Raw genomic sequence first — 14445 nt, forward strand, 5'->3', positions numbered from 1 at the left:
CGATGAAGACGCCCAGCCGACACGGAAGTTTCAACGGAAGGGTACACAAGGGCGGCAGATCGGTAAAGCACACGGCTCACGCACCGCGTCTTCGGCCCGGCCGAGGCGCTCGCGGGGGAGCGCCCGGGGCGATGCGCTCGCGCAGGCCGAGGGCGTCGACGAGCGCGTCCACGGCTCTTCGCTGGTCGTCGGCGAGCTCGCGGGCGCGCCGGCCGAGGGCCGCACACGTGGCCGCGCCGCCGAGCCCGAGGACGAGGAGCGCGGGCGCGGCGAACGAGATCGAGCCGGGGCGCAGGAGGACGGTGATCACCGCGAGGAGGAGGCCTCCATAGGCGGCGATGCGCGTGGCGGCGCCGGGCCAGGATGCGCTCGCTTCGAGGGCGAGCTCGATCTCGGCGAGGAGCTCGTCGACGGCGGCGCTGCGTGCGTCGTCGGAGGGTTCGTCGGACGCCACGATCAACGCGGCGAGGCGGCGCTCGGCGCTTCCTTCCGGCGCACGCGCGGCGAGGGCCGCGGCGCGTTCTTGCATGGGGATGCGCTTCAGCGCGACGAGGAGCTCGGCGGTCTTGCCGGAGGTCGCGCGTCGGACGCGCGTGAGGTGCGACCACGCGAGGAGCACGGAGGCCGAGGTGACGAGAACGCCGAGCGCGAGAATCAAGCGTCGAGGCGGGATCGTTGGATCAGAAAGGATCCTTGAAGATGGCCTCCTCGATGCGATCGAGGAACGGCTGCCGGAGCTCGGCGAGCGTGAGCTTGGGCTGGATGCGGCTCACGTCGACAGCGGCGATCGGCTTTTCGATGCGGCCGGTGATCGTGACCTCCGACAGCGTGATCGCGCCGCGAGGTTTTTTGTCCTTTTCTTGGGCCTCCGCGGTTCGTACGGACGAACCGAGGACCACGAGCCCGGCGAGGATCAGCATCGCTCTCCGCATGCGCGACCTCCGTTCCACAAGATGCCTCGTCTGGCGTGCGCCGTCCATCTGCCTAGAAGCCCGGAGGCGGCGTGGAGAAGGGCGCGACGATGGTGCTCGTCGGCGTGGGCGCCGGTGCGGGCGGCGGCGCAGGCGGCGGCGCGGGCGCGGCGGAGCTGCTGTCCGAAGGCGCAGGCGCAGGCGGCGGGGCCGCTGAGTTCGCAGGCGGAGGAGCCGCGGAGTTCGCAGGCGGAGGGGCCGCGGAGTTCGTAGGCGGCGGGGCCGCGGAGTTCGCAGGCGCCGTGTTCGACGGAGGCGCGGCGGCGTCCGGGGCGCCTGCATCGGCGTCGGTCGGCGCGCTCGGGAGCGAAGCCACGGGCGCGGGCGCCTCGGCAGCCGCAGCGGCCGCGGCGGCGAGCTCGCCCTCCTTGAGCTTCGCGCGCTGGAGGAGCTCCTCGGAGTCGTCGCGCTCTCCTTTGCGCCGGAGCTCTTGGTACTTCTTCAGCTCGACGATCGCCTCGGCGACCTGCTGCTTCGCCGACATGCCCGGGACGCTCGGCGCGAAGAGGTAAAGCAGTCCGAGGTCGTAGTGGACCTGCGGCATCGACGCGTCACGCGCGAGCACCCACTCGAACTCGCGCTTCGCGTCGCCGTAACGGCCGAGCAAGCGATACGTGTCGCCGAGCGCGAGGTGCGCGGGGAGGTTGTCGCCATCGTAGCGGACCGCGCCTTCGAGCAGCGGGAGCGCCTCCTGGCCGTTGCCCGCTTCGAGCAGCATCGCGGCGAGTTGCACGCGCGCCTCGACGAGATCGGGCCTGCGTTGCACGGCGCGGCGGAAGTTGTCCATCGCGCCCGCGCGCTGGGATTGTTCGCGCAGGATGAGCCCACGCAGGAGCAGCGCCTCGGGGTTCTCCTTGTCGCGCGGAGGGTTGTCCGTGCCGAAGCCGTCGAGGATCGCCTGCAGCGCGTAAAGCGCGAGATCGAGCCTGCGGTTGCGGTAGTGGTCGCGGGCGATCACGACCATCGCGGGCCGGTAGTCCGGGTTGATCTTGAGCGCTTCCTGCGCGAGGCGCTGCGCCGAGCCGGTGTCCTTCTGCAGGCTCTTCACCTCGGCGAGCGTGGCCGTGACCGCCGCGGAGCGCGGCATGATCGCGCGCTTCTCCGTGAGCAGACGTTCGGCCTCCGCGAGGTTGCCCTTCCGCGCGAGCAGCATCGCGTAGGCGATGATCGCGGGCTCGTAGTCGGGCGTGATGGAGAGGGCCTTCTGGTAGCTCGCCGCGGCCTCGGGCTCGCGCAGGCGCTCCTGCACGGCGCCGAGCGAGTAGTGCGCGTGGTGCGCCCGCGCATCGGCCTGGATGGTCTGCTGGAAGAGGCCTTTCGCCGCGTTGAGATCCCCCGCAGCAAACGCGGCCATGCCTTGCTGGTAAGGCCCCGCCGCGGCCGGCGGGAGCGGCGCGGGCGGGGGCGGCGGCGGCGCGGCCGAGAGCGTCGGCGGCGCGCTCGGCGTGAGGCTCGGCGTGGGGCTCATGCCCACCATCGGCGGGGGCTGGCCCATCTGCTGGCCCCACGGGTTCATCCCGTTCGAGCCATACGGATACGCGGCCGAGGGTTGCGGCGGCGTCTGCGGCTTCTGCTGCGAGGTCGTCTCTTCGCACGCCACCGCGAGGAGCGGCACGAGCGCGCATGCGAGAGCCGCGAAAACCAGACGAGGCGAACGCTTCATGGCAACGTCACCGGGAGCGGCGCGGGCAAGCCGTCGGGCTGGAGCGCGGGCGCCATGCCGGGCCGCGTGCGGAGGAACATGCCGTCCTGGTACTGGAACGGCTGCCCCGTCTCGGGATCGATGATCCCCTGGCTCATGTCGCGGATCTTCGCGTCGCCGAGGATGTCCGTGAAGAACGCGAGCCTCTGGATCGCGTGGTCGACCTCGGGGTTTCGCACGTTCCACGCCCGCGCGTAGACCACGGCTTGCACGTAGAACTTGATCATGGCGCGGTCGGCGTCGTTGAGGAGCCGCTCGCGCGCCTCGCGCCACTGCTCGCGGCGCTTCTGGCGGATGGCGTCCGCGGTCTCCTGCAGGTCCTCGCGATCGCTCGTCTCCGCGAGCTTGAGGAGCTTCTCCTCGCGGTCCGTGTAGAGCTTGAGCCCCGGCGGTCGCGTGTTGTAGAGGCCCGTGCGGCACGAGTCGTAGAGCGAGCCCTGCCGCGCGAAGGCCGCGACGGACAAGGCGCGCGACTCGTACGTCTTGATCACCGACTGCAGATCGTTGAAGTGCGTGTCGCCCGCCTTCTTGAGGTCGTCGGAGTACGTCTTGACGACCTTGTCGATGACGCCGGCGTAGCGATGGTGGCCGGCGTCGTAATCCCACGACTGCCGCAGCCGGTCGTTGATGACGCCGTACGCGCACTCGGCGGCCATGTCGGCCTGCATCGTGCCGAGCGCCTTCTTGCCGTCGACGGCGGCGAACGACTTGAACTTGTCGAACGCGGAGATGGTGTTGCGGCACCACTCGAACGCCTTCGGATCACCGGCCGCCTTGCGCATCTTCGCCGCGTGGTAGGCCGCCTGGACGAGGAACGGCGTGGCCGCCGGCGTCAGGCGGTTCATCTCGTAGTAACCCTCCATCGCGTCCATGGCCTTGACGCGCGCGGCCTTGTTCGCGCCCTCGTCGAGCCCCTTCTCGTCCCACGCCTTGAGGTCGGCCGACGCGACGATGTAGTCGATCTCGGCCTTCTGCTCGACGGGCGCCTCGAGGTTCAGGAACGCATTCCGCGAGGCGATCACGCGATCGCGCTCGCCCACGTTCGCGTAGAGGAGCACCGCGCTCCGGGCCGCCTCTCGCCGCGCGGGCTTTTCGAAGCGGGCGTTGCGCGAGATCGTGTCGTACGTCTCGGCGGCGGCGCGGTAGTTGAAGAAGAGCACGTACGCCGCGCTGAGCGCGTCGTAGGCCTGCTTCAGGTACTTCACGCGCTCGGCGTAGCGCTTCGGATCGGCGGGCTTCGGCGGCTTCGCGGCATCGTCGCCCTTCTCCAGCTTCGAGAGGTTCGCCTCGCTCCCGTACTCCTTGATGAAGAGCGAGTACATGTCGATGGCCTGGTCGTAGTCGCCGACCTGCTTGTAGCAGTACGCGCCGTTCATCGCGGCCTCGGGCGCCTCGTCCCGCGCCGGCGCCTTTTCCAGCGCGACGCGGTAGAGCGCCGCTGCCTCACGCCACGCCGCGACGCGCTCCGGGCCGTCGGGCATCTTCTCGGCCTTCTCGAACTTCGCCGCGGCGTCGACGTAGTAGCCGCGCGAGATCGTGGGCTGGGCGATGCCCGTCTCCTTGAGCTTCTGCTCCTCGCTCACGGCGCAGCTCTTCGTCATCGCGGCCTCGGCGAGCGCGCGTGAGCGCGGCACGTCGTTCTCGAGGTTCGCCATCGTCGTGAGCTTTTCCCAGGCGAGGTAGCCGAACGGCGTCTTGCCGCACTGCTCGGCGTAGATCGGCTCGAGCCTGCGGCGCGCCTCGGGGAAGTTGCCGTAGAGGAAAAAGAACTCGGCCGATTGGTACGCGTAGAGATCGCTGTTCTTCTGGTCCTGGTTCGTCTGCGGATCCCGCGTCGAGAGATCACTCGCCGGAGGCACGCGCTGGATGTACTCGTCACGCGCCGCGACCGCGTCCTTGACGACCTTCGGCAGCTCCTCGGTGACGACCTTCTGCTTGTCGTTCTCCGTGACGATCTTGAGGCCCGTGCGTTGCTCGATCCCCTCTTGCCCGCCCGTGCGCTTGTAGAGCTTGTACTGGTCGAGCAGCGCCTGGTACGCGGTGTCGACGACCATGAACGCCGCGGGCTGCAGGTGCTTGTCGTCCTCGTTCGAGTCGCGGACGTCGACGGCGGTGCGCCTCGCCGTCTCGACCTCGTCGGCCGTCGGCGAGCGATCCATCGCCACCTGGATCACCACGACCATGTGGTTCGCGTCGGCGAGCCAGTAGCGGCTGTCGTAAGCGTCGGGCGCGTTCTCGTCCTCCTGCAGGACGCCCTGCCAGCCGAGCGCGGCCATGCGGTACTCGGAGAGCGCGCGTTCGAAGAGCTTGGTGCGCGTCTCCTGCTCGCCGCTCTGGATCGCCGCGTTCACGAGCGCGCTGCCCGCGTTCGTGTGATCGGCCGCGGCGCGCCTGAGGCCGCCGCGCACGAGGCGCTCGGCGGTCTGGATGGCCTCGATGTCGTCCTTGTTCGCCTCGACCCACGGCGTCTTGCCGACGTAGTTCGCGAGCTTCGTGCGCGCGTCGAGGGCCTTCGCCGCGTTCTCCGCGCGCTCGGCCGTGCCCTCGCGCGACTGCCCCGTGAGCGTGTCGTAGATGTCCGCGATCTGCGCCTGCATGACCGGCGCGTCGCGGTGCATCGGCCACTTCTTGAGGATGAGCTCCGAGACCTCGATCGTGTTGCGGTACTGGTTCAGCTCCTTGAACTCGGCCGCGAGCGCTTTGTAGATCTCCACGGTCCACTTGCGATCCTGCGGGATCAACGACGCGTTCTGCACGCGCTCGATCGCGACGCGCATCTTCTGCTCGCGGATCCGCGGGTCCTGCTCGAGGTCGAGGATGTCGCTGCGCGGGACGAAGGGCTCGTCCGCGGCGGGCCCCGTGAAGTCGAGGAACGTGAGCGCGCCGGCGATGTACGTGTACGACTCGCCGCGGAAATCCGTGCCCGGATCACCCGTGAGTTTTTCCTGTTCGTCGGTGTACTTGAGCAGCTCGACGAACTGCCGCACGCTCGTCTCGTAGCGGAGCTGCTTGAAGTACGTCCAGGCGAGCTTGTACATCGCGACGCCGTAGACGGGCGGCTTCTTGTACTGGAGCGATCGCGTGTACGCGATCTCGGCGCGGTTCAAGCTGAAGGGACCGCCGCCGGGATCGATCTCGTTGAAGTGGTAGTCGCCGATGAGCCACCAGACCTCGGCGAGGTACCGCGGCTCCGCGCCCTCCGCGACCTTCTGCGGGATCGGCTTGCAAGCATCGGGGTACGGGTTGACGAAGACGAGCTCGTCCTCGATCGCCGGCGCCTCCGGCTCGGGCTCGGGCTCCTTCGCTTTGCCCTTCCCCTTGCCGTTCGTCTTCTTCGGCGGGGGCTGCGCAGCCTTGCGTTTCGCGGCCTCGCCGATGGGGATCGGATGCCGCGCCTCCCAGCCGAGCCAGTAGTCGCGATCGTGATCCTGCGGGAGCTTGCCGACCGTGTCGCGCGTCGGATCCTTCGGATCCGTAGGAACGGGGTACGGGTAACGGTCGTGGCAAACGAGCGACCGGAAGACCTGCTGCGCCTCGAAGATCCGCGCCGAATCGTTCAGCGCGTGGCCGAGGTAGTAGTAGACGCCGGCGAGCTCCTTGTACTGCGGGAACTCGCGGATGATGCGCTTGTAGAGCGCGATCGCGGGCCGGAGGCCGACGGCGAGATCGTCGGCGAGGTCCGTGTCCTCACGCGCACGCTCCTCGTAAAGCGCCGCGAGGCGGAACATGGCCGTGGGCGTGCTCTCGGGGTGCGCGTTCCGGCCGCTGTACGTCTCGACGAACTTTTCGAGGCGGCGGATCGCCTCCTCGCGCGCCGTCTTCAGATCCCTCTGCTCGACGTCGATCTCGCGATCGAGGGCGGCGATGACGCGGCGCCTTCGCTCTTCGTAGTGCTGCTGGATGATCCGCGTGATCGAGGAGCGGTAGTCGCGCGCGGCCTGCTCGTAGGCCGCGGCCTCTTTCTCCAGCTCCGCGAGCACCGCGACCTGCTCGGGCGTGGGAGGCGGCGGCGGTGGCGCCTGCACGCGCGGCTTGAACGCGGGCGTGGGCGGCGGGATGGGCGGCGCGCTCGCGGACGTCGCTGGAGGGGCGGACGTCGGAGGCGCGGAGGTCGGTGGCGCTGCACTCGATGGAGCCGTCGGCGTCGTGCCCGTAGGCGCCGTGGGCACCGCGGCGGTGGGCGCCGTCGGCGCGGACGTCGGCGGAGTTGTCGGCGGCGCGGCGGGCGCAGACGTCGGAGGAAACGGCTGCGGCTGCGACGCGGCGCTGCCTGCGACGCAAGTCGCCACGAGGAGCGCGAGGATCGACGACGCGCCGCGACCCGACCGCGACGAGGAACGACGAAGCACGCTCATTTGCCCTCCGTCTCGGGCGCGCCGCTGTCGTCGAGGACCTCGTCGAGCTCCTCCCGCAAGAGCTTCTCCTCGCGCGCTCGCTCGACGCGCAGGCTGCGCACGCGCGTCATCTGCTCCTCGCGCACCTCCCACGCCTCCTCGGTGATGCCCACGTCCGCGCGCAAGACGATGCTCCGCAGCCTGTCGCGCACGAGGCCGAAGTTCCGCATGGCCACCTCGCCCACGACGCCGCGCGCCTCCTTGTCGAGCCGCTCGAGCTCCACCTCGTATCCCACCACCGCGGCCGTCTCGCGCGCCAGGATCGCCCGCACATCCGTCGTCCTCCGCGCGACCTCGCGCTCGAGATCACTCAGCGCCGCGAACACCTTCGCGTCCGTCTCGTCACCCTTCTGCAAGATCGGCGCGACGCGCTTCGCATAAGCCGCGAGCGACGCGCCCCCCTGCCCTGCCATCGCGAGCTGCACCTCGCGCAGGATCGCCTCGCGGTACGCCTGTCGCACCTGCGCGTCCTCGATGAAGCGCTGATCGCCGAAGCCGACCTGCATCTTGCCCGCGCCCACGAGCTTGCGCAGATCCGCGATGTGCTTGCGGTACGCCGCGAGATCCCGCTCGTGCACGGCGAGCTCCTGCTCGAACCGCGCGACCGCCGCCGGATCCCGCACGACGCCCGCCTGCGGCGCCTCGCGCAGCATGCGCCGAAGCCCGTTCACCTGCGCCTGGAGCGAGTCCACCTCGAGCGTCATGCGCTGGATCGACTGCGACGCGCCATTCCATTGCTTGAGCGCCTGCCCCTCGCGCTCCTGGAAATCCGAGTCGTTGACCGGGATCACCCCGAGCCGCTTCTCCAGCGAGCGGCGGCGCGCGCGCACCTGCCCGATCTCACCCGAGAGCGCCGAGGACTCGACCTCGTCCATGCCCTGCCCGATCGCGAGCCGCGCGAGGCCCACGCGGTTGATGAGCCCGAGCGCCTTCTCCTCGCCCGCCTTGAGCTCGGGGAAGGCGCGGACGCGGTTCGTCGAGGCGACGACCGCGTTCAGCTTCTCGATGAGATCGTTCGACTGCTGAATGAGCTCACGGCACTGCGCGATGCCCTCGATCACGGCGAACGCGGCCGGGCCGTCCTCCGCCTCGCGCGCCCACTGGATCGCCAGCGTGGGCAGGCCCGAGCTCGAATCGAGGACGTCGAGCTGCTCCTGGCTCAGCTTGTCGTAGTAGACGGCCGGATCGCTGGTCGCGCCGAGGAACGCGTCGACCCGCGCGCGCATCGGATCGTAGTTCGCGCGGACGCCCTCGTAGACCTTGAGCGATTTTTCGAACTGGCCCGCGCGGAGCATGAGATCGGCGCGGAGGAGCGAGCCGTCCGCGATGTTCTGGCTGTTCGGATCCGCGACGGAGAGGACCTCGAGGGCCCGCTGCGCGCGCTCGACGTCGCCGAGACGCACGTACACCCAGCCGAGCTCGTACAGCATCGTCCCGAACTCCGGCGAGGATCGGTCGATGTGGTTGTACGCCTCCACGGCCTGCGCCCACTGATCCGACTCGTAGAAGAGCCGCCCGATCGCGAGCCACGCCATGTCGATCACCCGCTCGTGATCGTTCGAGTCCGGCGGGAGCTGCGTGACCTTGCGGAACTGATCGATCGCCGCGACGTAGCGGCTCCGCGGCGCGCGCGGCGGCACCTCGCCCTCGGCGAGCGGGACCGGCGGCGGCGTCGCCTCCTTCACGGCCACGACGCCGAGCAGATATCCCGCCTGATGCGCGTACTCGCTCTTCGGATCGACCGACGCGAGCGCCGCCTTCGCGCCCGCCCAGTCCTTCTTCACGACGAGGCCCTTGCCCCGCGCGTACGAGATCCCGCTCGTCACCGCAGCCGGCGGCAGGCGGGTCATCGCGGCGAAGACGTCGTCGAGATGCCGGTAGTCCTTCGTGCGCATCGCGATGTCGACGAGCCGCTCGAGCGCCTTGCCCTGGTAGGACAAGAAGCGCGGCTCCTGCGCGCGATCGGTGATCTTGAAGTAGATGCGCCGCGCCGAGAGGTACTGACGCGACTGGAAGTACGTCTCGCCGAGGAGCGAGAGCGCGTCGGGGTACGCGGTCGGGTGCTCGGGGTACTTCTCGATGATCTCGTTTAGCAGCGTCGCCGCGCGATCCCAGTCCTTCGAGCCCACGAGGAGCACCGCGTCGGCGATGCGCTGCGCAGGCGTGCGCTCGCGGCCCTTCGACTTCTGGATCGCGTCCTCGATCGCCCGCAGGCCGTTCGTCGCGATCGTGACCTGCTGCGAGGCCGTGGTGATCGCCTGCTCGGCGTCGAGCGCGTGGGCGAGGCTCGGCGCGAGGGCCGCGAAGGCCGCGACGATGCCCGCGAGGAGCGCCTTCCGCGTGCGGAAACCGCGTGTGCCGTTCATGCGTGCGCCTTCCGGAGATCGATCACTTGGCGACGCCCTGCGGCGCCGGCGCGCCCGCAGGGGCGTTCGGATCCGAGAGCCCTTGCGTGACCTTCTCGACGAACCGCACCGCGGGGCGTTCCTCGATCGGCGTGGTCACGCCGCCCTTCTCGAACGACACGATCTGCAGCGTCATCGTCTTGCCTTCGAGCGCGGTGAACGAGTGGTTCGAGCGGACCTCGAGCCGGTAGCCGCGCATGTACGAGAAGACGCCGTAGCCGTTGCCCTGCAGGTTCACGAGGACCTGCACGGTGTGATCACCGGGTGGGATCGAGCCGTTGAAGATCGGGATCTCGCCGGCCTCCGCGATCGCGCCCGTCTGATCGGTCTTGTTGTACTGGACGGCGCCGTCGAGGACGACGAGCAGGCGCGTGATCTTGAAGGCGCCCGAGAGCTCGTTCGTGTACTTGAGGTTCGCGCGCGATCCGGCGCCGCCGCTCGACAGGATCGTGTCGCTGAGCAACGAGAGCCGCGTGTGGCTGCGGCGGATCTGCTCCTTCAGCTCGTCGATGCGTTGCTCGAGATCCCGCAGGCGCACCGCGTACGTCTGTCCGTCCATGCCGGGCGCGGGCTGCTGCGCGCCGGGGGCGGGCTGCGCGCCGGGCATGCCCGTGGGAGGCGCGGGTTGCATGCCGGGTTGCATCGGCGGCTGCGGCTGAAGACCGGGCTGCGGCTGAGGTTGCATGCCGGGTTGCATCGGCGCGGGCTGCATCGGCGGTTGCTGCACCGGCGGCGGCTGCGTGCCGGGCTGCGTCGGCGCTGCGGGGAGCGGGGTTTGGCCGGGCGGAACGGCCTGGAGCGCGCCGAGGCCTGGGGCCGGCGGTGGCGCCGTCGGGGCCTGGGCGAACGCAGGCGCCACGGTCAGCCAGGTTGCCGCGAAGGTCACGGCGAGCGTCTTCGGGAGCAATCGCATGAAGACCAACCCCATCGTCGAAGGAAGGCGGGAGGACGCGCTGTCGCCCGGCCATGCTTGCCGGCCTTCGCCAAGTGTACGTTCCGGGAGCGCGCCGATGCAACCGAGGACCCCGCGCGTCACCGGGACGTGACGTGGCGTGAATTTGCTGGCGCTCCGTATCCGCCCCGGCGCGAGGTCTTTCCGAGGGGCCCTTCCACCCAAACTTCGCGGCTCCGCCCGTGTCCCGATCCGGTAAGGTGGCGTCGTGCAGCGACGACCCCCTCCGATCAGAACTTCGGGCCCCGTCGCGCGTCCCATGGAGCAGTTCGACGCTTGGGGCTTCGGGTCGCCTGAGGGCGCCCTTCGCCCCAAACCCCAGCTCGATCGTCGCCACGGCCCCCTTTCGCCCGCGTCCGCGGACGCGCGAGGAACGAGGAGGTGACGATGGCGAGCATCTCGCGCGAGGAGGTGACCGACGAGGTCCTGATGATGCGGTTCCAGGGTGGTGACCGAGCGGCGTTCGCCGGTCTCGTCCGCAGGCACAAGACGAACGTCTACAACTTCATCCTTCGCCAGGTCCGCGCGCCCCAGATCGCCGAGGATCTCGTGCAGGACGTGTTCGTCAAAATCGTGCAGAACGCGGCCGACTTCAAGCACGAGGCCCGCTTCTCCACGTGGGCCTACGCCATCGCCCGGAACGTCTGCATCGACCACCTGCGGAAGGCCGCACTACGGCGGCATCCGTCGCTGGATCAGGCCACGAGCACGGGAAGCGGCGAGGAGGGCCCGACGCTCGCCGAGCGCACGGCCGACGCGCACCCGACGGCCTCGGTCGAGCGGGTCGCGATCGGCGCCGAGCTCGGGCATCGGATCACCCACGCCGTCGAGCGGTTGCCCCCCGAGCAACGCGAGGTCTTTCTTTTGCGGGAGATCGGCAACGTGCCGTTCAAGGACATCGCCGAGATCACCGGGGTGCCGGAAAATACCGTCAAGAGCAGGATGCGATACGCCCTCGAGCGCTTGCAGGAAGCGCTCGCCGAGTACGAGGACTACGCTCGAGCCCTGCGATAACCGCCGGGCAAGGTGCTCCCATGGATTGCCAGAAGTTCGACCAGGTCGTGATGGATGCGCTGTACGAGGAGCTCGACGAGCTCACGTACGCGGCGCTCCGCCGACACGTGGAGTCCTGCGCGCGCTGCGGCGAGGCCTGGAACGGGCTCCGCGCGACGCGCGAGGTCGCGATGCTGCCGCTCGAGGAGCCGAGCCCCGGCCTCGAAGATCGCATCCTCGCCGCCGTGACGGACGCGCAACGCACGACGCCCTGGCACCGCAAAGCGCTGCGCGCCCTGGCCTGGGCCGGCAGCCACGCGATGCGGCCGCAGCTCGCGATGGCCGCGCTGTTTTTCCTGGTGATTGGATCGAGCCTGCTCTTGCTCCGCGCCAAACCCGGGACGGTCGGGATCACGCCGGTGCGCGTGACGGAGCGCGGCGTTCCCGCGCCGGACGAGGGAGATCTCTCGCAAGCGGCCGCTCCGACAGAGCCCCCGCCCATGGCCGCGGCGCCCATGCCTGCCGCCGCCGAGGCCGCAGAGAGCGGGAAGAAGGGCAAGGACGACGCGGCGGACAAGGTCGCGACGAAGGACGCGGACGGCGCGGGGAAGGCGCTCGCCGAGGCGCGAGCCACGCGCGACGGCTCTGGCTGCGATGCGGCGCTCCGCCTGTACGACGACGTCGGCGCGCGTTACCCGGGCACGCCGCAAGCCGCCGACGCGATGTGGGAAGCGGCGCAGTGCCAGCGCAGCCTCGGCAACACGGATCGCGCAAGAGAGCTCTATTCCGCGCTCAAAAAGAGCGATGGGTACAAGGCGCGCGCCGAGGAAGCGCTGAAGGAGAGCGAGCCCGCGGCGCAGACGAACAACGCCGGGGGCGGCGTCATGGCAAACCGCGCCGCCGCGCCGGCTCCGGCCGCGCCTCCGGCCGCGACCTCGACGGTCGCAGGCGCGCCCGCCGGCAAGCCCGCAGCGGCCGCGCCCCTGGAAGACGAGGTGAACGCGGACAAGGCCGCGCCGGGGGGTGGCCCGGGCCGCAACGTGACCGCCGCGCCGAAACGCTCCTACCAGCCCGCCCCAAGCAACGCCGGCTTCTGACCAGGCCATCAACGGCCTCCCGAAACGGGGCCGCGACCCGCTAGACTCGGCGTATGCGCCGATCACGCCTTTTCTTGGGCCTCGTTCCTGCCCTGCCCGTGGCCGTTGCCGTGGGCGCTTGCGCCGAGACACCCGCCAACGTGGGCCTCGTCATGATGGCGCCCCAGGGGCTCCTCGACACGGCGACGAGCGTCACGCTCCGCGTCTTCGACAAGGGCAACGCAACGTGCACGCCCGCGACGGGCCGCGTCGAGAACGCGCCCACGGGCGACGCCGTGCAGACGTTCGAGCTTCAGAAGAGCGGCTGCGGCGAGGGCGTCACGTGGTGCAAAGACATCGAGCTCGATCGCGACGGAGCCGAGAAGATCTTCGCCGTCACGGCCGAGGGCAGTGCAGGCGTGCTCGCCGAGGGCTGCGCGCTGGAGAAGGTCGATCAAGACCCGCTCGAGGTGACGATCAAGGTGCAGCGGTACACGCCGCCCGCGTGCTGCAACGACGGCGCGGTCGGCACCGGCGAGCAGTGCGACCTCGGCCCCGAGAAGGCATTGGCCTGCGACGGCAGCCCCGCCGAGACATGCGGCGGCATCGCGCCGGACGCGGTTTGTCGGTGCGACTGCACGGCGCAGGAGATCCTGCTCTCCGTGAAGAACACCGTGCCACCTGCGCTCGACAACGACGGGCCAGGCACGAAGACGCACCTCGCGATGGAGTTTTGCCCGGGCATCGACGCGACGAAAAACGCGCTGCGCACCGCATACATGAGCACCACGGGCAGCGGCGGCGGCGACATCCTGATGCGCTTCCTCGCCGCAGATCTCTACCCGATCGAAAAGCCCTACCCGCTCTCGCAGCAGATCCAGCTCCCCGCGCGCTGCACCACCCTGCCCGCGTCAGGACCCCCGCTCGTTCAGCGTGATCCTTCGCTCGCACCCGTCGGCCTGAACCACGTGGCGATCGTGTACGCGAGTGATCAGGAAGCGACGAACAACTACCACATCTACCTGAACGCCCAGAACGAGTGGGGCTGCGCGGACACGCCTCCGCTCAAGATCAGCACGCAGGTCGGCGACGTGCAGATCCGTCCCGACGTCGCAGGCGGGCCCGAAGACGCCGCGCTCGTCGTATGGAACCGCGGCACCGGCGTCTTCGGTCGCATCTGGAAGAAGACGGGAGATCTCGAGCCGGCGATGGGCGAGATCCCGATCGCCACGAACGGCTCGGCGCCACGCGTCGCAGGCAACAAGGACGGCTGGGTGGTCGTCTACCAAGGCGCGGGCGACGGCGACGGCGACGGGATCGTCATGGTGGCCGTCAAGCCAAACGGCGAAGTCGGCACGCCGAAGCTCGTGAACGACGCGACGATGGGTCTGCAAGACCAGCCCGATGTCGCAATGCTGCCCGACGGAAAGTTCATCATCGTCTGGCACGCAGGCGGCGACATCTTCTTCCAGCGCTACAACGCAGACGGCAGCCGCGTCCCCGGCACCGAGGATCAGAAGGCCGTGAACACCACGGCTGCCGGCCTGCAACAGAACCCCAAAGTGGCCGCAGGTCTCGGCTTCTTCACGGTCGTCTGGGAGGACGAGCGCGGCACGATCGGCGCGCGCTTCATCGGAGGCACATCAGGCTTCGGCTACAACAGCGTCACAGGCCAGAACGACGCATTCGTCGCAAACATCCCCGATCCCGAGGGCACGACCGGCTCCCGCAAGGGCCCCGCAGTGGCGATCGGAGGCGCAGGCTTCGTCGCCATCGGCTGGCAGGACGACAGCCCCAGCCACTTCGGCGTGTACGTGCGCCGCTTCCCACTCCCGATCGGGCTGTAGGACTCCCTCACAGGCGCTTCGCTGGGGCTTTGCCCCAGACCCCAGCAGGGGCTGTCCGCCCCTGCACCCGGACCAGCGCAAGCGCTGGACTCGGGGTCGATGAAC

General features: G+C 69.8%; 9 protein-coding genes. 3 read left to right on the forward strand and 6 right to left on the reverse strand.

What is annotated here, in order from left to right:
* Nucleotides 1-76: 76 nt before the first annotated feature.
* The 6 genes from QHF84_RS36600 to QHF84_RS36625 all read right to left on the reverse strand — a co-directional run bounded on the left by QHF84_RS36600 (nucleotide 77) and on the right by QHF84_RS36625 (nucleotide 10385).
* Nucleotides 77-658 (reverse strand): hypothetical protein, encoded by a 582-nt coding sequence (locus tag QHF84_RS36600; protein ID WP_281318171.1) that lies wholly within the window; start codon nucleotides 656-658, stop codon nucleotides 77-79.
* 22 nt (nucleotides 659-680) lie between these two features.
* Nucleotides 681-920 carry a hypothetical protein gene (locus QHF84_RS36605; RefSeq protein WP_281318172.1) on the reverse strand — a complete coding sequence of 80 codons (240 nt, stop codon included), beginning with the start codon at nucleotides 918-920 and terminating at the stop codon, nucleotides 681-683.
* Nucleotides 921-984: 64 nt separating this feature from the next.
* Nucleotides 985-2634, reverse strand: a complete 1650-nt coding sequence (locus QHF84_RS36610; RefSeq protein WP_281318173.1) for a tetratricopeptide repeat protein — start codon at nucleotides 2632-2634, stop codon at nucleotides 985-987.
* A complete protein-coding gene (locus QHF84_RS36615; protein ID WP_281318174.1) occupies nucleotides 2631-7022 on the reverse strand; it encodes a hypothetical protein in 4392 nt (1463 codons plus the stop codon). Before QHF84_RS36615 ends, QHF84_RS36610 begins: the two co-directional genes overlap by 4 nt.
* A 2-nt stretch (nucleotides 7023-7024) precedes the next feature.
* Nucleotides 7025-9433, reverse strand: a complete 2409-nt coding sequence (locus QHF84_RS36620) for a tetratricopeptide repeat protein (RefSeq protein ID WP_281318175.1) — start codon at nucleotides 9431-9433, stop codon at nucleotides 7025-7027.
* 22 nt (nucleotides 9434-9455) lie between these two features.
* Nucleotides 9456-10385 carry a hypothetical protein gene (locus QHF84_RS36625; protein ID WP_281318176.1) on the reverse strand — a complete coding sequence of 310 codons (930 nt, stop codon included), beginning with the start codon at nucleotides 10383-10385 and terminating at the stop codon, nucleotides 9456-9458.
* 426 nt (nucleotides 10386-10811) lie between these two features.
* Between QHF84_RS36625 and QHF84_RS36630 the strand changes: the two genes are divergently transcribed.
* The 3 genes from QHF84_RS36630 to QHF84_RS36640 are packed head-to-tail and all read left to right on the forward strand — an operon-like array spanning nucleotide 10812 to nucleotide 14340.
* Nucleotides 10812-11438, forward strand: a complete 627-nt coding sequence (locus QHF84_RS36630; protein ID WP_272425093.1) for an RNA polymerase sigma factor — start codon at nucleotides 10812-10814, stop codon at nucleotides 11436-11438.
* 20 nt (nucleotides 11439-11458) lie between these two features.
* The gene (locus QHF84_RS36635) at nucleotides 11459-12514 is read left to right on the forward strand and encodes a tetratricopeptide repeat protein (protein ID WP_281318177.1); all 1056 of its coding nucleotides are present in this window, start codon (nucleotides 11459-11461) and stop codon (nucleotides 12512-12514) included.
* Nucleotides 12515-12567: 53 nt separating this feature from the next.
* Nucleotides 12568-14340, forward strand: coding sequence for a hypothetical protein (locus QHF84_RS36640; protein WP_281318178.1), 1773 nt, complete (start codon nucleotides 12568-12570; stop codon nucleotides 14338-14340).
* The last annotated feature ends 105 nt before the right edge of the window (nucleotides 14341-14445 follow it).

Origin of the sequence: Polyangium sp. y55x31 (assembly GCF_029946505.1) — a bacterium.
Taxonomy (GTDB): Bacteria; Myxococcota_A; Polyangia; order Polyangiales; family Polyangiaceae; genus Polyangium.

Excerpts from the sequence above, each read along its gene's own strand:
- QHF84_RS36635 (WP_281318177.1), top strand. The coding sequence starts at position 11,459 with ATGGATTGCCAGAAGTTCGACCAGGTCGTGATGGATGCGCTGTACGAG.
- QHF84_RS36620 (WP_281318175.1), bottom strand. The coding sequence starts at position 9,433 with ATGAACGGCACACGCGGTTTCCGCACGCGGAAGGCGCTCCTCGCGGGC.
- QHF84_RS36630 (WP_272425093.1), top strand. The coding sequence starts at position 10,812 with ATGGCGAGCATCTCGCGCGAGGAGGTGACCGACGAGGTCCTGATGATG.
- QHF84_RS36610 (WP_281318173.1), bottom strand. The coding sequence starts at position 2,634 with ATGAAGCGTTCGCCTCGTCTGGTTTTCGCGGCTCTCGCATGCGCGCTC.
- QHF84_RS36625 (WP_281318176.1), bottom strand. The coding sequence starts at position 10,385 with ATGCGATTGCTCCCGAAGACGCTCGCCGTGACCTTCGCGGCAACCTGG.
- QHF84_RS36605 (WP_281318172.1), bottom strand. The coding sequence starts at position 920 with ATGCTGATCCTCGCCGGGCTCGTGGTCCTCGGTTCGTCCGTACGAACC.
- QHF84_RS36640 (WP_281318178.1), top strand. The coding sequence starts at position 12,568 with ATGCGCCGATCACGCCTTTTCTTGGGCCTCGTTCCTGCCCTGCCCGTG.